Annotated in this window: 19 protein-coding genes and 3 pseudogenes; 14 read left to right on the plus strand and 8 right to left on the minus strand. The window is 69.6% G+C overall.

The genetic code is table 11. The features are described 5' to 3' along the window. Complete coding sequence (locus BN971_RS14010) at positions 1–450, minus strand: VOC family protein (RefSeq protein ID WP_085178901.1); 450 nt, start codon at positions 448–450, stop codon at positions 1–3. Positions 451–619: 169 nt separating this feature from the next. Further along, complete coding sequence (locus tag BN971_RS14015; protein ID WP_085178902.1) at positions 620–1,741, minus strand: citrate synthase 2; 1,122 nt, start codon at positions 1,739–1,741, stop codon at positions 620–622. Positions 1,742–1,859: 118 nt separating this feature from the next. Between BN971_RS14015 and pdxH the strand changes: the two genes are divergently transcribed. Both pdxH and BN971_RS14025 read left to right on the plus strand, forming a co-directional pair. Further along, a complete protein-coding gene (gene pdxH, locus BN971_RS14020; protein WP_085178924.1) occupies positions 1,860–2,486 on the plus strand; it encodes a pyridoxamine 5'-phosphate oxidase in 627 nt (208 codons plus the stop codon). Positions 2,487–2,597: 111 nt separating this feature from the next. Beyond that, positions 2,598–3,893: a citrate synthase gene (locus tag BN971_RS14025; protein ID WP_085178903.1), complete on the plus strand. Its 1,296-nt coding sequence runs from the start codon at positions 2,598–2,600 to the stop codon at positions 3,891–3,893. On the opposite strand, the gene BN971_RS14030 is transcribed toward BN971_RS14025, so the two are convergent. Continuing rightward, positions 3,894–5,474: a phytoene desaturase family protein gene (locus tag BN971_RS14030; protein WP_090350170.1), complete on the minus strand. Its 1,581-nt coding sequence runs from the start codon at positions 5,472–5,474 to the stop codon at positions 3,894–3,896. On the opposite strand from BN971_RS14030, the pseudogene BN971_RS14035 reads away from it, so the two are divergent. Next, positions 5,421–5,783, plus strand: a pseudogene (locus BN971_RS14035) (AAA family ATPase); the annotation flags it as partial. The gene BN971_RS14030 and the pseudogene BN971_RS14035 overlap by 54 nt on opposite strands. A gap of 70 nt (positions 5,784–5,853) precedes the next feature. Here BN971_RS14035 and BN971_RS14040 read toward each other — a convergent pair. After that, complete coding sequence (locus tag BN971_RS14040) at positions 5,854–6,117, minus strand: DUF2630 family protein (protein ID WP_085178905.1); 264 nt, start codon at positions 6,115–6,117, stop codon at positions 5,854–5,856. A gap of 114 nt (positions 6,118–6,231) precedes the next feature. Here BN971_RS14040 and arfA point away from each other — a divergent pair, with 114 nt between their 5' ends. The 4 genes and pseudogenes from arfA (at position 6,232) to arfC (BN971_RS26865) (ending at position 8,914) form a co-directional block, all read left to right on the plus strand. Further along, a complete protein-coding gene (gene arfA / locus BN971_RS14045; protein WP_139027105.1) occupies positions 6,232–6,855 on the plus strand; it encodes a channel-forming protein ArfA/OmpATb in 624 nt (207 codons plus the stop codon). 77 nt (positions 6,856–6,932) lie between these two features. Continuing rightward, positions 6,933–7,088: a channel accessory protein ArfB gene (gene arfB, locus BN971_RS25075; protein ID WP_169718530.1), complete on the plus strand. Its 156-nt coding sequence runs from the start codon at positions 6,933–6,935 to the stop codon at positions 7,086–7,088. Further along, positions 7,085–7,165, plus strand: a pseudogene (gene arfC, locus BN971_RS26860) (channel accessory protein ArfC); the annotation flags it as partial. The gene arfB and the pseudogene arfC (BN971_RS26860), both read left to right, overlap by 4 nt. 342 nt (positions 7,166–7,507) lie before the next feature. After that, the gene (arfC, locus tag BN971_RS26865; protein ID WP_443677505.1) at positions 7,508–8,914 is read left to right on the plus strand and encodes a channel accessory protein ArfC, sunset domain variant; all 1,407 of its coding nucleotides are present in this window, start codon (positions 7,508–7,510) and stop codon (positions 8,912–8,914) included. Here the strand turns inward: arfC (BN971_RS26865) and BN971_RS14055 are convergent. From BN971_RS14055 to BN971_RS26455, 3 genes are all read right to left on the minus strand, one after another. Then, on the minus strand, positions 8,911–10,251 hold the full coding sequence (locus BN971_RS14055; protein ID WP_085178908.1) for a sensor histidine kinase: 1,341 nt from the start codon (positions 10,249–10,251) through the stop codon (positions 8,911–8,913). The genes arfC (BN971_RS26865) and BN971_RS14055 overlap by 4 nt on opposite strands. Positions 10,252–10,267: 16 nt before the next feature. Next, the gene (gene prrA, locus BN971_RS14060; RefSeq protein ID WP_068233786.1) at positions 10,268–10,969 is read right to left on the minus strand and encodes a two-component system response regulator PrrA; all 702 of its coding nucleotides are present in this window, start codon (positions 10,967–10,969) and stop codon (positions 10,268–10,270) included. Positions 10,970–11,146: 177 nt separating this feature from the next. Beyond that, positions 11,147–11,353, minus strand: a complete 207-nt coding sequence (locus tag BN971_RS26455) for an FAD-dependent monooxygenase (RefSeq protein ID WP_211279764.1) — start codon at positions 11,351–11,353, stop codon at positions 11,147–11,149. A 5-nt stretch (positions 11,354–11,358) separates the two neighbouring features. Here BN971_RS26455 and BN971_RS26870 point away from each other — a divergent pair, with 5 nt between their 5' ends. Continuing rightward, the gene (locus tag BN971_RS26870) at positions 11,359–11,451 is read left to right on the plus strand and encodes a TetR/AcrR family transcriptional regulator (protein ID WP_443677504.1); all 93 of its coding nucleotides are present in this window, start codon (positions 11,359–11,361) and stop codon (positions 11,449–11,451) included. A gap of 97 nt (positions 11,452–11,548) precedes the next feature. Here the strand turns inward: BN971_RS26870 and BN971_RS14070 are convergent. After that, positions 11,549–12,969 (minus strand): annotated as a pseudogene (locus BN971_RS14070) (carboxyl transferase domain-containing protein). A gap of 27 nt (positions 12,970–12,996) precedes the next feature. Between BN971_RS14070 and BN971_RS14075 the strand changes: the two are divergent. The 6 genes from BN971_RS14075 to BN971_RS14100 are packed head-to-tail and all read left to right on the plus strand — an operon-like array spanning position 12,997 to position 19,557. Further along, entirely contained in the window at positions 12,997–13,728 is a 732-nt protein-coding gene (locus BN971_RS14075; RefSeq protein ID WP_085178925.1) for an enoyl-CoA hydratase, read from the plus strand. Between the two features lie 5 nt (positions 13,729–13,733). Further along, positions 13,734–14,852, plus strand: a complete 1,119-nt coding sequence (locus tag BN971_RS14080; protein WP_090350172.1) for an MBL fold metallo-hydrolase — start codon at positions 13,734–13,736, stop codon at positions 14,850–14,852. A gap of 28 nt (positions 14,853–14,880) precedes the next feature. Then, positions 14,881–16,470, plus strand: a complete 1,590-nt coding sequence (locus BN971_RS14085) for a serine hydrolase (protein WP_085178910.1) — start codon at positions 14,881–14,883, stop codon at positions 16,468–16,470. Next, positions 16,467–18,857, plus strand: a complete 2,391-nt coding sequence (locus BN971_RS14090; protein WP_085178911.1) for an HAD-IC family P-type ATPase — start codon at positions 16,467–16,469, stop codon at positions 18,855–18,857. The genes BN971_RS14085 and BN971_RS14090 overlap by 4 nt, the downstream gene beginning before the upstream one ends. 31 nt (positions 18,858–18,888) lie before the next feature. After that, on the plus strand, positions 18,889–19,080 hold the full coding sequence (locus BN971_RS14095; RefSeq protein ID WP_085178912.1) for an antitoxin: 192 nt from the start codon (positions 18,889–18,891) through the stop codon (positions 19,078–19,080). Positions 19,081–19,083: 3 nt separating this feature from the next. Beyond that, complete coding sequence (locus BN971_RS14100; RefSeq protein ID WP_085178913.1) at positions 19,084–19,557, plus strand: type II toxin-antitoxin system Rv0910 family toxin; 474 nt, start codon at positions 19,084–19,086, stop codon at positions 19,555–19,557. The last annotated feature ends 105 nt before the right edge of the window (positions 19,558–19,662 follow it).

A 19,662-nucleotide genomic window follows, 5' to 3' on the forward strand; every position in this document is an offset into this window, starting at 1 on the left:
CTACATGGAGGCCATCGCGGCCTGGATCTCGTCGTAACCGACCTCGCGCACCGGCTGGCCCAGCGACCAATGGTGGCCGAACGGGTCGGCGACCATGCCGTAGCGGTCGCCCCAGAACTGGTCCTCCAACGGGGTGACCACGGTGGCGCCCGCGTCGACCGCCCGCTGGAACTTGCCGTCGACGTCGGTGACCGTGAGGTGAATGGTCACGGGCGTGCCGCCGAGCGCCCTGGGCGTCATCGACTTGCCGCCACACACCTCCGGGAAGTCGTCGTTGAGCATGATCAGCGACCCGTTGATGCGCACCGCGGCGTGGATGAGCTTGCCGTCCGGGCGGGGCACCCGGCCGACCTCCTCGGCGCCAAAAGCCCTCACGTAGAAGTCGATTGCCGCGGCCGCGTCGTCGACGACGAGGTGCGGGGATACCGAGGGTTCGATGTTGATGGCCATTGTGGTCCTCCTTGTGCCGGTTTACGTGCCAGGTTGGCGGCCAGCCCGAACGACTGGCTCACGGTTACTGACTGCGCGCGCGACGAGAACTCATCGCGCCGACACGATTCAATCGCCGGGCACCGACATCTTTCGTGGCAGCGGCCGTGGAAGCGGCAGCGGCAGCGGCTCAGGCGGAGGTGAGAACCCGGTCCCAGCCCTCGACCTCTTGGGGGCGGCGCGGACCGGGACCGACATAGATGGCGGACGGGCGGACCAGCTTGCCGAGTCGCTTCTGCTCGAGGATGTGCGCACACCAGCCCGCGGTGCGCCCACAGGTGAACATCGCCGGCATCATGTTGGCCGGCACCTGCGCGAAGTCCAGGATCACCGCGGCCCAGAACTCGACGTTCGTCTCGATCGCCCGGTCCGGACGCCGCTCTCGCAGCTCGGCCAGGGCGGCCTGCTCGAGCGCGACCGCGACCTCGTGGCGGGGCGCGCCCAGCCGCTCGGCGGTGGCCCGCAGCACCCGCGCCCGCGGGTCCTCCGCGCGGTAGACCCGGTGGCCGAAGCCCATGAGCTTCTCGCCTCGGTCCAGGATGCCCTTGACCAGACCGCGGGCGTCGCCGGTGCGCTCGACCTCTTCGATCATCGGCAGGACCCGCGCCGGCGCCCCGCCATGCAGTGGTCCGCTCATCGCGCCGATTGCCCCGGACAGCGCCGCCGCCACATCCGCGCCGGTCGAGGCGATCACCCGCGCGGTGAATGTCGAGGCGTTCATCCCGTGCTCCGCGGCGGACACCCAGTAGGCGTCGATGGCCTCGACGTGCCGGGGGTCCGGCTCGCCCTGCCAGCGGGTCATGAAACGGGCTGTGACGGTGGTGCATTCGTCGATGATTCGCTGCGGCACCGCGGGCTGGTAGATGCCGCGGGCCGACTGCGCAACGTAGGACAGCGCCATCACCGAGGCCCGCGCCAGCTGATCGCGGGCGGTGGATTCGTCGGTGTCCAGTAGGGGCTTGTAGCCCCAGATGGGCGCCAGCATGGCCAGGCCCGCCTGCACGTCGACGCGCACGTCGCCGGTGTGGATGGGCAGCGGGAATGGCTCCGCGGGTGGCAGCCCGTGGCCGAACCGGCCGTCGACCAGCAGCGCCCAGACGTCGCCGAAAGTCACTTGCTGGCTCACCAAGTCCTGGATGTCGACGCCGCGATAACGCAGGGCACCGCCGTCTTTGTCGGGCTCGGCGATCTCGGTGGTGAAGGCGACCACGCCTTCCAGCCCGGGCACGAAATTTTCGGGAACCGCAGTCATAGCGCAAATTCTTGCACCCCAGCGTCGGGCAGATGCTACCGGCCAGTAAGAAGCCCCGGGTAGCGTTGGCGCGATGGCGGGACAGGGCCCCGAGGCCGGAAAAGATCATCTGCGGGGCATGCGCGTGGAATACGGGTCAGCCGAAAAGGACGGCAGCCCGGATCTGGACGTGGACTGGCTCGACGGCGGGTGGCTGGCGCTGCTGCGCACGTGGATCGCCGACGCCGAACGCTCGGGTGTCGCCGAGCCGAATGCCATGGTGCTGGCGACGGTGGCGGACGGCAGGCCGGTGACCCGGTCGGTGTTGTGCAAGAGCGTCGATGAGACCGGAATCACCTTCTTCACCAACTACGACTCGGCCAAGGGCGAGGAGCTCGCGGTGACCCCGTACGCCTCGGTCACGTTCCCCTGGTATCAGCTCGGCCGGCAGGTCCACATCCGCGGCCCGGTGACCAAGGTAGATCCGCAGCTCACCGAGGATTACTGGTCGCACCGGCCGCGCGGTTCCCAACTGGGCGCGTGGGCCTCGCGCCAGTCGCAACCGATCGCGTCGCGCGTCGCGCTGCTCGCTCAGCTGGCCGAGGTGACGGCCCGGTTCGCCGACTCCGAACGGGTGCCGGTGCCGCCGGCCTGGGGCGGTTACCTGATCGCCCCTGAACTGGTGGAATTCTGGCAGGGCCGGGAGAACCGCCTGCACAACCGGATTCGGGTCGCCGACGGACGCGTGGAGCGGCTGCAGCCCTGAGGACCCGCGGACCCCACCCCGGGCAGGCGCTCCGGCGCGATAACGACTACCTTCAGCTATGAGCAATGAGTCAGGCAGCCGCCATATCAGCCAGAGCGCAAAGGGGTTCTCGTGGCCGACACCGACGACACCGCAACTCTGAAGTACCCGGGGGGCGAGATCGACCTACAGATCGTCCGCGCCACCGAGGGAGCTGACGGCATCGCACTGGGCCCGCTGCTGTCCAAGACCGGCTACACCACGTTCGACAACGGCTTCGTCAACACCGCATCGACCAAGAGCGCCATCACCTACATCGACGGCGACGCCGGCATCCTGCGCTACCGCGGCTACCCCATCGAACAGCTGGCCGAGAAGTCGACCTTCATCGAGGTCAGCTACCTGCTCATCTACGGCGAGCTGCCCAGCAAGGCGCAGCTGGAGGAGTTCACCAACCGGATCCAGCGGCACACCATGCTGCATGAGGACCTCAAGCGCTTCTTCGACGGCTTCCCGCCGAACGCCCATCCGATGCCGGTGTTGTCCAGCGTGGTGAACGCGCTGAGCTCCTACTACCCGGACGCGCTGGACCCGATGGACGCCGAGCAGGTCGACCTGTCGACCATCCGGCTGCTGGCCAAGCTGCCCACCATCGCCGCGTACGCCTACAAGAAGTCCGTCGGGCAGCCGTTCCTCTACCCGGACAATTCGCTGAGCCTGGTGGAGAACTTCCTGCGGATGACGTTCGGCTTGCCGGCCGAGCCCTACAACGTCGATTCGGAGATCGTGCGGGCCCTGGACATGCTGCTCATCCTGCACGCCGACCACGAACAGAACTGTTCGACGTCGACGGTGCGGCTGGTGGGGTCGTCGCAGGCCAACCTGTTCACGTCGATCTCCGGCGGCATCAATGCGCTGTGGGGCCCCCTGCACGGCGGCGCCAACCAGGCCGTGCTGGAAATGCTCGAAGAGATCCGCGAGAGCGACGACGACGTCAGCGAGTTCGTGCGCAAGGTCAAGAACCGCGAGGCCGGCGTCAAGCTGATGGGCTTCGGGCACCGCGTCTACAAGAACTACGACCCCCGCGCCCGCATCGTCAAGGAGCAGGCCGACAAGATCCTGGCCAAGCTGGGCGGGGACGACGACCTGCTGAGCATCGCCAAGGAACTCGAGGAGGCGGCGCTCACCGACGACTACTTCATCGAGCGCAAGCTGTACCCCAACGTCGACTTCTACACCGGCCTGATCTACCGGGCCCTCGGGTTTCCGACCCGGATGTTCACCGTGCTGTTCGCCCTCGGCCGGCTGCCCGGCTGGATCGCGCACTGGCGCGAGATGCACGACGAGGGCGACAGCAAGATCGGCCGTCCGCGCCAGATCTACACCGGCTACACCGAGCGCGACTACGCCGGGCTGGACGCCAGGTAGTCAGCGGGCCACTCGCGCGGCCAGCACCGCCATGGCGGCGTTGTGCCCGCCGATGCCCGACACCGCGCCGCCGCGGCGAGTCGCCGCGCCGCACAACAGGATTCGCGGGTGCTTGGTGGCGACCCCCCACCGGCGCGCCGGGGTGTCCAGGGGTTCGTCGCCGTCGGCGAATGGCCACGACAGCGCGCCGTGAAAGATGTTGCCGCCGGTCATCCCCAGTGTGCGCTGCAGGTCGTCGGTGGTGGTCGTCTCCAGGCACGGCCGGCCGTGGGCGTCGCTCATCAGGAGGTCCTGAACGGGTTCCGCCAGTACGGAATTCAGCGACGCCAGAACGGAGTCGGTGAGCTGCCCGCGCAGCGCGTCGGGGTCGGCGCCGTCGAACAGCGAATGCGGGGTGTGCAGCCCGAACACCGTCATCGTGTGCGCGCCCGACGTGCGCAACTCGGTCGACAGGATGCTCGGATCGGTCAGGGAATGGCAGTAGGCCTCGCAGGGCAGGGGATCGGGCACGCGCCCGAACGCCGCCCGGGCATAGGCGGAGTCCAGCTGCGTCCAGGTCTCGTTGGCGTGGAATGTCCCGGCGAAAGCCTGTTCGGGGGTGACGGTGCGGTCGCGCAGTCGCGGCAGCCGCCGCAGAACCATGTTCACCTTGACCTGCGCCCCCTGCGCCAGTGGCGCCGGCGTCTCACCCAGCAGGTCGGCCAGGACCGTCGGCGTGACCCCGGCCAGGACGAACCCGGCACGCAGGGTCCGCTCGGCATCGCCGGTGCGGTAGTGGACCACGCCGTCGGGATTGATGGCGTATACGTCCGCGCCCGTGGTGATTTGCGCTCCGTGGCCGGCGGCCGCCGCCGCGATGGCCGCGGTCACCGAGCCCATCCCGCCCACGGGGACGTCCCAGTCCCCGGTCCCGCCGCCCAGCACGTGGTAGAGGAAGCAGGTGTTCTGAATCAGCGACGGGTCGTCGAGGCGGGCGAAGTTCCCGATCAGGGCGTCGGTCGCCATCACGCCGCGAACCAGGCCGTTGTTGACCGCGTCCGCGATGGCGTGCCCGATCGGTTCCTCGATCATGGTCCGCCAGGCGGCGGACGCGTCCGGGTCGTTGTCGGCCAGCACGTGCCGGCGCGCCTGCTCGCGGGTGCGCAGCGGCTCGAGCAGCGTCGGCCACAGCCGGGTGGTCACCAGTCGGCAGCGCCGGTAGAACGCGGCGAATCCGCGATCGTCGCCGTCGGCGCCGATCGCGGCGAAACGGTCGGGAGTCGGGTCGCCCTGCGCCCCCACCAGCAACCCCGAACGACCGCCCGAGGCCGGGTCCGGCGTGTACGAGGAGAACGGACGCCGGCTCAACCGCACCGCGGCGCCCAGGTCGGCCACGATGCGCGGGGGCAGCAGGCTGACAAGATAGGAGTACCGCGACAGCCGCACCCCGACGCCGTCGAACGGCGGCACCGAGACGGCGGCGCCGCCGACCCCATCCGACCGCTCGAGCAACCGCACGCGAAGGCCCGCGCGGGCGAGGTAGGCCGCGAGGAGGCCGCCCGGTTGGCCGCCCGGCTGGCCAGGATCGACGCCATCGAGCAAGACCGCGACCGGATCACCGCCGAACTCTCCGAGCCCCCGCTGGCCGGCGCCACCGAGGAGTCGCTGCGCCGGATCGAGGACGCCGCGTCGACGGTCGATCGCATCGGCGACCAGCTGGCCCTGACGTCCGCGGCGGTGGAACTCACCGCGGCGACCGACATCGAACTCGATGCCGGCGGCCGGCGGATATCGCTGGCGGCGGGCCAGAGCTGGTCCACCACCGCGACCGGACCGACCGTCATCGAGGTGCCCGGCGTGCTCACCGCGACGGTCACACCCGGCGCGACCACGCTGGACGTGCGGGCGAGGTAGGCCGCCGCGACGAGGCCGTTGTGGCCGCCGCCGACGATCACGGCGTCGACGTCGGGCGTGCGTTCGCTCAGCTCAGGTAGCCCTCGACCTCGTCGGCCGGACGGACTTCCGCCTCGCGGGGGTCACCACCGGTTTCGCGGAGCGCCCGGCGCTGCCGCAGCAGGTCCCAGCATTGGTCGAGCTCGACCTCCACCCGGCGCAGACGATCGTTTTCCTCAGCTGCCTCGATGTCGCCATGCTGCAGTTGCTCCCGCAGCGCTTTCTCCTCGGCGACCAGCTCACGGATATGTGCCAGCGTCTCGCTGTCGGTCGGTTTTCTGCCGTTGCTCATTGCTCCAGTGTGCCGGACTCGGGAGGTCGCGTGGAATCGACTCGGTAGGCTGCATATCGCCTGCTTGTTGGGGGAAGTGCAGGTAGGGAAATGAGGCAGGGGGCGGAAATGTACATGAGGGCCGGTTTGCGTCAATCTGACGCGGCCGTCGAGTCGGGCGGCGCCGGGGACTTCTATCGACGGTCGCTGGGCACTCCCTGGCTGATTGGTGTGACGGTTATTCCGATCCTTCTCGCGATGATCGGCTGCGCCGCGTTGGACCGTCCACATTCGGTCAACGGGCCGACCGGCGCGTTGCCGACACTGGCGCCGTCCGGCGCGTCGGACGGCCCCAGGGTGTTGTTAGCGCCGGTTTCAATCGTTCGCAGCGGCAACGACATTACGCTCAGGGGGAACTTTCCCGACGACTCAGCGAAGGTGGCGTTGATGAAGACGCTCAACAGGTCACTGCCTCCGGGCATCAACATCATCGACCACATACAGCTCAATCCCAATGTGGTTGCCCTCGACTTTTTCAACGCGGGACCGGTTTTCCAGGACAGCGCGCCGATTCCGGATTTCACTCTCACGGTCAACGCGGACACGATTCGGTTGACGGGCACGGCCGGGTCCCAAGCGCAAAAGGCCGGGATCGACAACGACGCCAAGCGCATCTGGTCGAATCTGGATGTGATCGACCAACTTACGGTCAACGGCGCGCCGTCGTGCGCCGACTGCACACGGCCGTCAACGCCATGACCGGCGGCCGATCTCCGGCAACCGGGTCGCCGGTACGAACCGTCGAGTCGAACTCGTTGTGAGCTGAGGAGATCCGCATGGACTTTGTGGTGCAGTGGTTGTGCTACCTGTTCGCGTTCGCGGCGGGCTCGGCCGCCGCCTGCGTCGTCGCGTCGGTTGTGGTCAAACGCGGAGCGAACAAGAATGTCCCTGCAAACGCGGCGGGCGGTGATGGGATGGTCCAGGAGCGATGATCCACGTGCACTGGTGGCTGGTCGGCCTGGCCTTCGTGGTGGGCCTGGTCTTGACGCTCGCCCTGGTGATCGGCCCCTTCAAACGTCGCGCGGTGTCCACCGCGAAGCCCGCCCAGCCCGAGTGGCCGACGACGAGCGCCACGGCGACCGAAGAATTCTTCACGACTGAAAGTCCGTTGGACGTGGAGCGGCCACCGGTGCAGGTTGCGGCGGGGGCGGAGCCCACGGCGCCGGCACAGGACGAGTCGGCTGAGACGAGCGCCTCGGCCGAAGAGGAAGTTCCGGCAGTCGAGGTCGCCGACGAGCCCGAGCCCGAGTCCGAGCCAGCGCCCCAGCCCGAGCCCGAGCCGGTGCGCGCCGAGGCGACAGCCGCCCCCGATCCTCCGGCGCGGGCGGTCGCGGCCCACGACCCGTTCGCCATGGCCAACGCGGCGGCCCGCGACGAGTTCGTCACGGCGAGGCCTGCATACGAGTTTCCGGCGACGGAGGTCCCGGCCGGGGTTTCAACGGCGGACATCCGCGCGGACCGCGGACATCCGGCGCGGAATGCGATCGTCGCGGACCCGTTTGCCGCGGCGAACGCCGCGGCCCGTGAAGAGCCCGTCGCGGCGGACGTCCTTGTCGTAAACGATGCTCCCGCAGCCGATATCGCCACCGAGGTCGACGACCAGTCCACAACCCGGACCGTCGCCGCCGAGACGGAGCCCTCGGCGACAGACGACGAGCAGCTCGACATGGCGCGGGCACCGGCCGAAACCGAGTCGGCGACGATCGAGGCCCCCCTCGAACCGGAGGTCGCGGCGGAAAGCGTTCCCCTGCAGGAAGAGCCCGCGGCGGAGCACGTGCCCGCCGAAGCGCAACCGACGACCGCGACGACTCCCCCCTGGGCGTACGCGCCGCCCGAAACTCTGGTCGAACAAGAGATTCCGGCGGCCGGGATTCCGGCCGTAACCGAGTCGGCGACGGACGAGGCTCCCGTCGAACCCCAAGCCCCGCCGGAAAACGTTCCCGTCCATGAAGAACCCGAGGCGGAGCCTGTCCCGGCCGATTCGGGGTCCGCGGCGGCCGAGGCTCCCGTCGAAACCGAAGCCCCGCCCGAAAGCGTTCCCGTACACGAAGAACCGGCGACGCAGCACGCGCTCGCCCAAGAGGAACCGGCGACCGCGGCCATCCCCGCCTGGGACGACACCCCGCTCGAAGCCCCGGTCGAGGAGGAACCTCCCACCACCGCGATCCTGGCCGAGCAGGAGCCGCCGACCGTCCGCATTCCGGTCGCCAAAGACGAGCCTGCGCCGAGGCTGTCGTTCTTCGCACGACTGCTGGGGAGGAAGCCCGCGCGCGCCGAAGAAGAGCCGACGACGAAGATGCCCGCCGCCAGAATGGTCCCGGCGAGAAGGGTCCCGCCCGCCGCCAAAGGCGCGCCCGTCAAGAAAGCCGCGCCCAAGAGGGGCGCGCCCACGAAGAAAGCCCCGCCCGCAAAAGGCGTGCCGGTCAAAAAGGCTCCGCCCGCGAACTTTCGGCCCGACAAGAAGGCCCCGGACGGCCGCGGGGCACCCATCAAGAAAGCCACGGCGGGCAAAATGCCGCCTCCGAGGCGGCCCCGCAAGTTGCCCTACGAACCGTTCGGCCCCGGCTCCGCCCGCGCCACGTTGGATGGCGGCGGCCCGGCGGGATGGCGGGTCAAGGGCCGCACCGATACGCGGCTGTATTACACCCCCGATGACGCGGCCTACGACCTGACCGTCGCCCAGGTCTGGTTCAAGAACGAAGAGTGCGCGGCGCGGGCCCTGTTCACGCCGTGGTGCAAGAGCTCCCGGAAACGCTAGCCCGGGCCGGGAAGGCGCAGCACTAGCCGCGCGCCGCCCAGGGGGCTGTCCTCCAGGGACGCCGTCCCCCCGTGCAGGTGGGCCTGCTGGGCCACCAACGCCAGCCCGAGACCGGACCCGGAATGCGATGCGGTCGACCCGCGCGAGAACCGCTCGAACACGACGCGGCGCTCCTCCTCGGGCACCCCGCCGCCGTTGTCGTCGATGGCGATCTCCACTCCGGCGCGAGAGCTGACGGCGGACAGCTGCACGCGGGTTGCGCCCCCATGTTTGACGGCGTTGGCGATCGCATTGTCGACCGCCAGGCGCAAGCCGGCCGGCAAGCCCACGATGATGCATGTCGGCGAGGGCACCAGCGAGACATCGAGATCGGGGTACACGCGCATGGCGTCGTGCGCCGCGCGGTCCAGCAGCTCGGTGATGTCGACCGGCACGTGGTCGTCGGACGTCGACAATTCGCCCTGGGCGAGCCGCTCCAGCGCGCTCAGGGTGGCCTCGATCCGCGACTGGGTCCGGATGACGTCGCTGAGCACTTCTTTGCGCTGGTCGTCGGACATGTCCAGGGTGGACAGCACCTCGAGGTTGGTGCGCATCGCGGTCAGCGGTGTGCGCAGCTCGTGGGATGACACGGCCGCGAAGTCCCGCGCCGACGCGAGCGCCTCCTTGGTCCGGTTCTGCTCGTTCCAGATCCGTTGCAGCATGCCCCTCATCGCCTCGGCGATCTCGACGGCCTCGCTGGCGCCGTGCACTTCGACGCGCGGCGCCTCGTCACCGGCGTCGATCGAACGGGTCTGCTCCGCCAGCCGCTTGAACGGCCGCACGGCGAAAGCGGCCAGCAGCCAAGCGAATACGGCCGCCGCGCCGATGGCGAAGCCACAGATCAACAGGACGCGCCGATGCAGGTTGTTGGTTTCGGCGAGGGTGGTGTCATAGGTCGCGCCCACAGCCAGCGACGTCGGCACCGGGCCGGGGATCTCGACCGTGCGGACCCGGTACCGCACCCCGTTGACGTAGGTGTCGGCGTAATCGACGTCCAGCTTGGGCAACGTGACGTCGGAGTTGGACTTGACCAGGCTGCCGCGGCGCACGGTCATGATGGCGTCTTTGTCGTTGGGGGAGCGGGGTATCTCGTCGAGGCCGCGCGGCAGGAAGGGAATCGCGAAGCCCGCGGCCTCGTCCAGGCGCCGGTCCAGCCGCTCCTTGCGGTCGTTGGTGATGCCCACCCAGACGACGGTGCCGACGATCAGCACCGGGATCGCGGCGCCGATGGCCGTCGCGACCACCACCCGCGTCCGCAGCGAAGGCGTACGAGCGAAGAACCGCGACAGGATGTTCATGGCCGTGCCGGTGCGCTCACTGCATGCGCAGCACGAACCCGACTCCACGGACGGTGTGCAGCAGCCGGGGACCGCCGTTGGCCTCCAGCTTGCGTCGCAGGTAGCCGATGAACACGTCGACGACGTTGGTGTCCGCGGCGAAGTCATAGCCCCAGACCAGCTCCAGCAGCTGGGCCCGGGAGAGCACCGCGGTCTTGTGCTCCGCGAGCACGGCCAGCAGGTCGAACTCCCGCTTGGTCAGGTCCACGTCGACGCCGTTGACCCGGGCCCGACGGCCGGGAATGTCCACCTCCAGCGGGCCGACCGTGATGGTCTCCGACGACGACGTGGCGGTGGCACCGCGGCGGCGCAGCAGCGCTTTGACCCGCGCGACCAACTCGGCCAGCACGAACGGCTTGACCAGGTAATCGTCGGCGCCCGCCTCCAGCCCCGCCACCCGGTCGTCGACCGAGCTGCGGGCGGACAGCACGCAGACGGGGACGTCGTTGTCCATGGCGCGCAGCGCCGTCACGACACTGACGCCGTCCAGCACGGGCATGTTGATGTCGAGCACGATCGCGTCCGGCCGCGTCTCGGTGGCGCTGCGCAACGCCTCGGCGCCGTCGACCGCCGTCGAGACCTCGAATCCGGACAGGCGCAGGCCACGCTCCAATGAGGCCAGCACGTCCGAGTCGTCATCGACAACCAAGACCCGCGGTGAGGTCGCTCCAGTGTCCATGGCGCCATTTTGCCTGATTGTCGGCTATGGGGGTGGGAGGTCAGCCCTCGGCTCGCCGGGGGCCCAGCCCGCTCAGTTGCAGCGCCAGCGGCCGTCGCACGGCTGGAGAGGCCGCGGCGAGGCGCACAGCGGAGTTGTGGACCGGCCGCAGCGGGCCCGGCAGCGTCGCCAGCCGGGTCAGGCGCAGCACCTGCTCGGCCCGTCGCCGTTGGGCACGACCGCGTCGGCGATGTCGACGTTCATGCCCTGACCGCCGGCGGGGCTGTGGACGTGGGCCGCGTCGCCGGCGAGCAGCAACCGGCCGGACCGGTAGGTGTCGCGGCCCGAGCCCCCGGGTGTCGAGCAGTGCCTGCACGAATTCCGCCGAGGGCGTGTGCGGCGCATCAACGATGCGGTTGCCGCCGATCGTGGCGATGAGCCGCGAGGACATCGTCGACTGGCTCGGCCCGACGATCGACCGCTACCTGAGCGTGGCGGGCTGAGGGGTTCGCCGAGACTTGCACCAGGGTCACGCGTCGCGGCGTGTCGTGTGCGTGGTGTCAGTGTCGCGGGGGAGGGGGCAGCGCGGCGGGCTGAGGGCTAGGTGTTCTTCACGGGCAGCCCGATCCGCCGGTAGCGCCGCAGGCGCGCCGCCAGTCGCTCGCCGGCGGGGACGCCGCGCAGCGCGTCCAACTCGGCGGCGATCGCCCGCGACAAGCGCTGGGAGAACTCGACCGGTTCGTCGGCCGCGTCGGGATGCTCCGGCGCGATGACGTCGACGATCCCCGAGGCCAGCAGGTCCGCCGACCGAATGCCTTGCGCCGCGGCCAGTTCCGCGGCGTGCTCGGTGTCCCGGAAGACGATCGCGCTCGCGCCCTCCGGCGGCAGCGGGGCCAGCCAGCCGTGCAGCGCGGCAACGACCCGGTCGGCGGGCACCATCGCCAGCGCGGGCCCGCCGCTGCCCTGGCCCATCAAGATCGACACCGTCGGCGTGTCCAGAGTGACCAGCTCGGCCAGGCACTGGGCGATCTGGCCGGCCAGGCCGTCCTGCTCGGCCTCGGCCGACAGCGCCGGCCCGGCGGTGTCGATCACGAGCACCAGCGGCACCCGCCGCTCACCCGCTGCTGACCGAGCACCACCGCGGGCTGCCCTTCGAATCTGGCCAGCGCCAACAGGGTGGTCGCGGCCTCGCCCTGCCCGGTGCCCGACAGCAGCACCAGATCGGTGGCGCCGTGCCGCAGCAGATGCCGCACGCCGGGTCGGTCCGGGCGCCGCGAGGCCACGACCGAATCCCACGCCGGCACGTCCGGGATGGGCTCCGCCGGCGGCGGCTCGGGCAGCGCGCCGGGCTCGTCGGCGATGACGGTGAGCGCGCGGTCCAGCATCCGGCGCAGTTCGCCCAGGGCGGCGACGCCGTCGATGACGCCGTGCCGCTGCAGGTTTTCGGCGGTCTGGACGCCCTCCGGGAAGGGTTCGCCGTAGAGCAGCCGGTATACGCGGGGCCCGAGGAAGCCGATGAGGGCGCCCGGCTCGGCGAGGGTGACGTGGCCCAGCGAGCCCCACGAGGCGAACACCCCGCCGGTGGTCGGGTTGCGCAAATAGACGAGGTAGGGCAGGTGCGCCTGAGTGTGCAGCCGGACGGCCGCGGCGATCTTGACCATCTGCAGGAATGCGACGGTGCCCTCCTGCATGCGGGTGCCGCCGGAGCTTGGCGAGGCCAGCAGCGGCAGTCGCTCGGCGGTGGCGCGAGCCACCGCGGCGGTGATCCGCTCGGCCGCCGCCACCCCGATCGAGCCACCGAGGAATCCGAATTCGCAGACCACCACCGCGACCCGCCGCCCGAAGATGCGGCCCTCGCCGGTGAGCACCGATTCGTCCAGACCGGTGGCGTCCCGGGCGGCGGCGAGTTCCCGCGCGTAGGACGCGCTCGCCGGCACCGCGAGCGGTTCGCTGTCCCAGCGGATGAAAGAACCCTCGTCCAGCACCGCATCCCGCAGTTGAGCTGCCGTGATACGACTCACGAGACGAGGCTATATAGGGTGGCGGTCATGATCGGTGTCACCCAGGCCGAGGCCGTTATGACGATCGAGCTGCAGCGCCCCGAGCGCCGCAACGCTCTGAACTCCCAGCTGGTCGAGGAGTTGCGGGAAGCCTTCGAGAAGGCCAGCGACGGCTCCGTCCGGGCCATCGTGCTCACCGGGCAGGGCACGGTGTTCTGCGCCGGTGCCGACCTCAGCGGCGACGCGTTCGCCGCGGACTACCCCGACCGGCTCATCGAACTGCACAAGGTCATGGACGCGACGCTGATCCCGGTGGTTGGCGCCATCAACGGTCCCGCCATCGGCGCGGGCCTGCAGCTGGCAATGCGCTGCGACCTGCGGGTCGCGGCACCCGAGGCATTCTTTCAATTCCCGACATCGAAATACGGCCTGGCGCTTGACAATTGGAGCATCCGTCGGCTCTCTTCCCTGGTCGGTCACGGCCGGGCCAGCGCGATGCTGCTGACCGCGGAGAAGCTGACCGCCGACATGGCGCTGCACACCGGGATGGCCAACCGCATCGGGACGCTCGCCGACGCCCAGCAGTGGGCCGCCGAGATCGCCGGCCTGGCGCCGCTGGCCATCCAGCACGCCAAGCGGGTGCTCAACGACGACGGCGCCATGGAGGAGCAGTGGCCCGAGCACAAGGAGCTCTTCGACAAGGCCTGGGGCAGCCAGGACGTCATCGAGGCCCAGGTCGCCCGGGTGGAAAAGCGACCGCCGAGGTTCCAGGGGGCCTGACGGTCATGCTGCGGGGGGCGCTACGACTGGCCGCGGGTACCGCGTCGCTGGCGGCCGGAGGCTGGTTCGTGCGCGCGCTGCACGGCGCGCCGGCGGCCCTGGGCGCCGACCCCGCGACGATCCGCGCAGTGGCGCAGGCATCGCCCAACTATCGCGACGGAGTGTTCGTCAACCTCGACCCCGCGTCCATCTACAAGATGGACCGTGAGCAGCTACGACTCATCGTGTGGGAGCTGCTGGCCAACCGGGGCGGGAGCCGACCGGCCGGGCCGATCCCGCTCGCCGCCCCGGCGGTCTACGACGGCGACCCGGCCCGGCTCGCCGTCAGCTGGTTCGGTCACTCGACGGCGCTGCTGGAAATCGACGGCTACCGCGTCCTGACCGACCCCGTGTGGAGCGATCGCTGCTCGCCGTCGGACATCGTCGGGCCGCAACGACTGCACCCGCCGCCCGTACAGCTCGAGGGGCTGCCCGCCGTCGACGCCGTGGTCATCAGCCACGACCACTACGACCACCTCGACATCGACACCGTCATGGCGCTGGCCCAGACGCAGCGGGCGCCCTTCTTCGTGCCGCTGGGAGTCGGCGCCCACCTGCGCGCCTGGGGCATCCCCGAGCACCGCATCGTCGAATTGGACTGGCATCAGAGCGCTCAGGTCGACCAGCTCACCGTGATCTGCATGCCGGCGCGGCATTTCTCCGGCCGCTACCTTGACCGCAACACCACCCTGTGGGCGTCGTGGGCGTTCGTGGGCCCCGAGCACCGCGCCTACTTCGGCGGCGACACCGGCTACACCAAGAGCTTCGCGCAGATCGGCGCCGACCACGGGCCGTTCGACCTAACGCTGCTGCCGATCGGGGCCTACAACACGGCCTGGCCCGACGTTCACATGAACCCCGAGGAGGCGGTCCGGGCCCACCTGGATGTCACCGACTCGGGCTCGGGCCTGCTGGTGCCGATCCACTGGGGCACCTTCCGGCTGGCCCCCCATCCCTGGGCCGAGCCGGTCGAGCGGGTGCTCAGGGCGGCCGAACCCGAGGGTGTCCACGTCGCGATACCCACGCCGGGCCAACGGATTGACCCGGCCGGGCCCATTCGATTCAACCCGTGGTGGCGGCTCTGATCGGCTGATTCCCGGCTACAGTTCCGCCATGACGAAACGCGCGGCGATGACCGCGGTTGCCATGGTCGTGCTTGCGTCAACGGGTTGCGGGCCGGGACGCCCGTCGTCGCAACCACCGTCGTTGTCCGACGTCCCCCCGAACGAGGCGTCGGGGGTGGAAATCCCGGCCGGCCGCATCGACGACGCCGTGTCCAGGGTCGACGGCCTGATCGCCGACCTGATGAAGAACACCGGCATCCCGGGCATGGCGGTCGCCATCGTGCACGGCGGGAAGACGTTGTACGCCAAGGGTTTCGGGGTCAGGGACACCAGCAAGGGCGACGGCGGGGGCAACAGGGTGGACGCCGACACCGTCTTCCAGCTGGCCTCGGTGTCGAAGTCGGTCGGCGCGACCGTCGTCGCGCACGAGGTCAGCGACAACGTGGTGTCCTGGGACACCCCGGTGGTGTCCCAGTTGCCGTGGTTCGCGCTGGCCGACCCCTACGTCACCGGTCACGTGACCGTAGCGGACCTGTACTCGCATCGTTCGGGACTGCCCGACCATGCCGGCGACAAGCTGGAGGACCTCGGATACGACCGTCACCAGTCGCTCGAGCGGCTGAAGTATCTGCCGCTGGCGCCGTTTCGAATCAGCTACGCCTACACCAACTTCGGCGTGACAGCCGCCGCCGAGGCGGTCGCGGCCGCGGCGCACACGCCGTGGGAGGAGCTGTCCGACGAGGTGCTCTACCGCCCGCTGGGCATGGCGTCCACCAGTTCGCGGTTCGCCGACTTCGCCGCCCGGCCCAACCATGCGGTCAACCACGTCAGGGTGGGCGACCGGTGGGAGCCCCGGTTCCAGCGGGACGCCGACGCCCAGACGCCGGCTGGGGGTGTCAGCTCCTCGGTGAACGACATGGCCCGCTGGCTCGGCATGCTGCTGGGCAACGGCACCTTCGACGGTCACCGGATCTCGTCGCCGGAAGCGTTGCTGCCGGCCAACACCGCGCAGGTGATCTCGGTGCCCGCGCAGACGCCCAAGGCGCGTTCCGGCTTCTATGGCCACGGGTTCAACGTGTCGGTCAGCTCGTCGGGCCGCACGCAATACAGCCACTCCGGCGCGTTTTCCCTCGGTGCGGCAACCAACTTCGTGGTGATGCCGTCGGAGGACCTGGGCATCGTCGCGCTGACGAACGCCGCACCGATCGGCGTGCCGGAGACGCTGACCGCCGAATTCATGGATCTGTTGCAGTACGGCCAAATTCGGGAGGACTGGAGCAAGCTGTATCAGCAGGCCTTCGGCTGGATGAACAACCCGGAGGGCTCGCTGGTCGGCAAGCAACCCCCCGCCAACCCCGCGCCGCCGCGGCCGCTCACCGACTACGCCGGCGTGTACAACAACGATTACTGGGGCCCGGCCACCGTCGCAGAACGCGACGGGACGCTGCAGCTGAAGATGGGCCCGAAGGACCAGGTGTTCACGCTGACGCACTGGGACGGCGACACGTTCACCTTCCCGATCACCGACGAAAACGCCCCGCCCGGAACGATTTCGAAGGCCGTGTTCTCCGGGTTCCCCGGCGCCACGCTGAACCTCGAATACTTCGACTCCGACAAGCTGGGAACGTTCACCCGATGACACCCGGCCTGACCGATGCCGAGGTGGCGCAACGCGTCGCCGAGGGACGAAGCAACGCGGTGCCGGCGCATGCCACCCGCAGCATCGCGGACATCGTGCGGGCCAACGTGTTCACCCGAATCAACGCCATCCTCGGCGTCCTGCTCCTCATCGTCTTAGCCACGGGCTCCCTCATCAACGGGATGTTCGGCCTGCTCATCATCGCCAACAGCGTGATCGGCATGGTCCAGGAAATCCGCGCCAAGCAGACGCTGGACCGGCTCGCGATCGTCGGGCAGGCGAAACCCCTGGTGCGCAGGCAGTCTGGGACAGCGATGCTGCCGCCCGGTGACGTGGTGCTGGACGACATCATCGAACTCGGGCCCGGAGACCAGGTCGTCGTCGACGGCGACGTCGTCGAGGCGGCCAACCTGGAAATCGACGAATCCCTGCTCACCGGCGAGGCCGACCCGATCACCAAGGACACCGGGCAGCCGGTGATGTCCGGCAGCTTCGTCGTCGCGGGGGCCGGCGCCTATCGCGCCACCCGGGTGGGGCCGGAGGCCTACGCGGCCAAGCTGGCCGAGGAGGCCAGCAAGTTCTCCCTGGTGAAAAGCGAACTGCGCAACGGCATTAACCGCATCCTGCAGATCATCACGTATCTGCTGATACCGGCCGGTCTGCTGACGATCTACACCCAACTGTTCACCACGCACGCGGACTGGCGGCAGTCGGTGCTGCGGACCGTGGGCGCGTTGGTGCCGATGGTGCCCGAAGGGCTGGTGCTGTTGACGTCGATCGCCTTCGCCGTCGGGGTGATCAGGCTCGGTCAACGCCGATGCCTGGTTCAGGAGCTGGCCGCCATCGAGGGACTCGCCCGGGTCGACGTGGTGTGCGCGGACAAGACGGGCACCCTGACCGAGAACGGCATGCGGGTCGCCGACGTGCAGGAACTCGGCGGCCAACCGGAGTCGGTCGCCGACGTCCTCGCCGCGCTGGCCGGCGCCGACCCCCGCCCCAATGCCAGCATGCAGGCCATCGCCGAGGCGGCCGGCGAGCCACCGGGCTGGACCGCCACGGCGACAGCGCCTTTCAAGTCGGCCACCAAATGGAGCGGGGTGTCGTTCCGCGACCACGGCAACTGGGTGATCGGTGCGCCCGACGTGTTGCTGGATCCGTCGTCTGCGGCCGCCGGGCAGGCCGAACAGCTCGGCGCGCAGGGCCTGCGGGTCCTGCTGCTGGGTGCCGGCGAGTTCGCCGTGGATCACCCGGACGCGCCGGGCCGGGTCAGCCCGGTCGCGCTCGTGGTGCTGGAACAGCGGGTACGTCCCGACGCCCGTGAGACGCTGGATTACTTTGCGGCCGAGGGCGTTTCGCTCAAGGTGATTTCCGGGGACAACGCGGTGTCGGTCGGCGCCGTCGCCGCAAGGCTCGGGCTGCGCGGCGACACGATGGACGCGCGCCAACTCCCCACGCGGCCCGACCAACTGGCCGACGCGCTGCAGAGCCACACCACCTTCGGGCGGGTGCGGCCCGACCAGAAGCGGGCCATGGTGCATGCCCTGCAATCGCGCGGGCACACCGTCGCGATGACGGGCGACGGCGTCAACGACGTGCTGGCCCTCAAGGACGCCGACATCGGGGTGGCGATGGGTGCCGGCAGCCCCGCATCCCGCGCGGTCGCGCAGATCGTGCTGCTGGACAACAGGTTTGCCACGCTGCCCTACGTCGTCGGCGAGGGCCGCCGCGTGATCGGCAATATCGAGCGGGTCGCCAACCTGTTCCTGACGAAGACCGTCTACGCCGTACTGCTGGCGCTGTTGGTGGGCATGGAATGCCTGCTGGCCAAGGTCTTTCATGCGGATCCACTGCTGTACCCGTTTCAGCCGATTCACATCACCATCGCGGCATGGTTCACGATCGGGATCCCGTCGTTCATCCTGTCGCTGGCCCCCAACAACGAGCGCGCTCACGCCGGCTTCGTCCGTCGGGTGTTGACCGCCGCCCTGCCCTCCGGGCTGATCGTCGGCCTGGCCACCTTCGCCTCCTACCTGCTGGCCTACCACGGGCGCCACGCCTCATTCCGCCAACAGGAGCAAGCCTCCACCGCGGCGCTCATCACCCTGCTGGTGACCGCACTCTGGGTGCTGGCGGTGGTGGCGCGGCCGTATCAGTGGTGGCGGGTGGCGCTGGTGATCGCCTCCGCGCTGGCCTATGTTGCGATCTTCAGCAGCCCGCTGACCCGTCGGGAATTCTTGCTCGATCCGTCCAATCTGGCGGTGACCTCGGGCGCCTTGGGGATCGGCGTGCTGGGTGCCTTGGCGATCGAGGCGTCCTGGTGGATCCGGGGCGCGGTGCTGGGCGTGCGGCCCCGGTTGTGGCGGGAACGCGCGGAAGCCGCCAAGTAAGATTTGCTCGAATCCGCGGGGAAGGAACGACATGGGATTCCTGGACAAAGCGAAGGACCTGCTGGCGCAGAACGCCGACAAGGTCGAGACGGCCATCGACAAGGCCGGTGAGTTCGTCGACGACAAGACGCAGGGCAAATACTCCGACACCCTCCAGAAGGTGGCCGAACAAGCCAAGAAGGTCACCCAATCCGCCGGCGACGGCGACGGCGGGCAGAGCTGAGCCATGGCGAAGCTCTCCGGATCCATCGACGTGCCGCTGCCGCCCGAGGTCGCCTGGAAGCACGCCTCGGATCTGTCGCGGTACAGGGAGTGGCTGACCATCCATAAGGTGTGGCGCAGCGCGCTGCCCGACGACATCGAAAAGGGGACGGTCGTCGAGTCCATCGTCGAGGTCAAGGGCATGTACAACCGGATCAAGTGGACGGTTGTGCGCTATAAGCCGCCGGAGGGCATGACACTCAACGGCGACGGCGTGGGCGGTGTGAAGGTCAAGCTGATGGCCAAGATCCAGCCCGCGGGGGAGGGTTCCACCGTCGGCTTCGACGTACACCTCGGTGGCCCGGCGCTGTTCGGGCCGATCGGCATGATCGTGGCCGCCGCGCTGCGCAGCGACATCGATCGGTCGCTGCAGAACTTCCTGCACGTGTTCACCCGGCCCGACCCCAGCACCAACGGGGACGGCGGCATCCGGCACTGATCGCCCCGGCCGATGAGTTTGCGCGCCGGCGCCGGTCCATGTCAGCGAACCCCGAGCGGGGTCACGCTCCTGTCGTCGCTGGAGGGCTAGCGTCGGTCGAACAAG

Origin of the sequence: Mycobacterium bohemicum DSM 44277 (genome assembly GCF_001053185.1) — a bacterium.
Taxonomy (GTDB): Bacteria; Actinomycetota; Actinomycetes; order Mycobacteriales; family Mycobacteriaceae; genus Mycobacterium; species Mycobacterium bohemicum.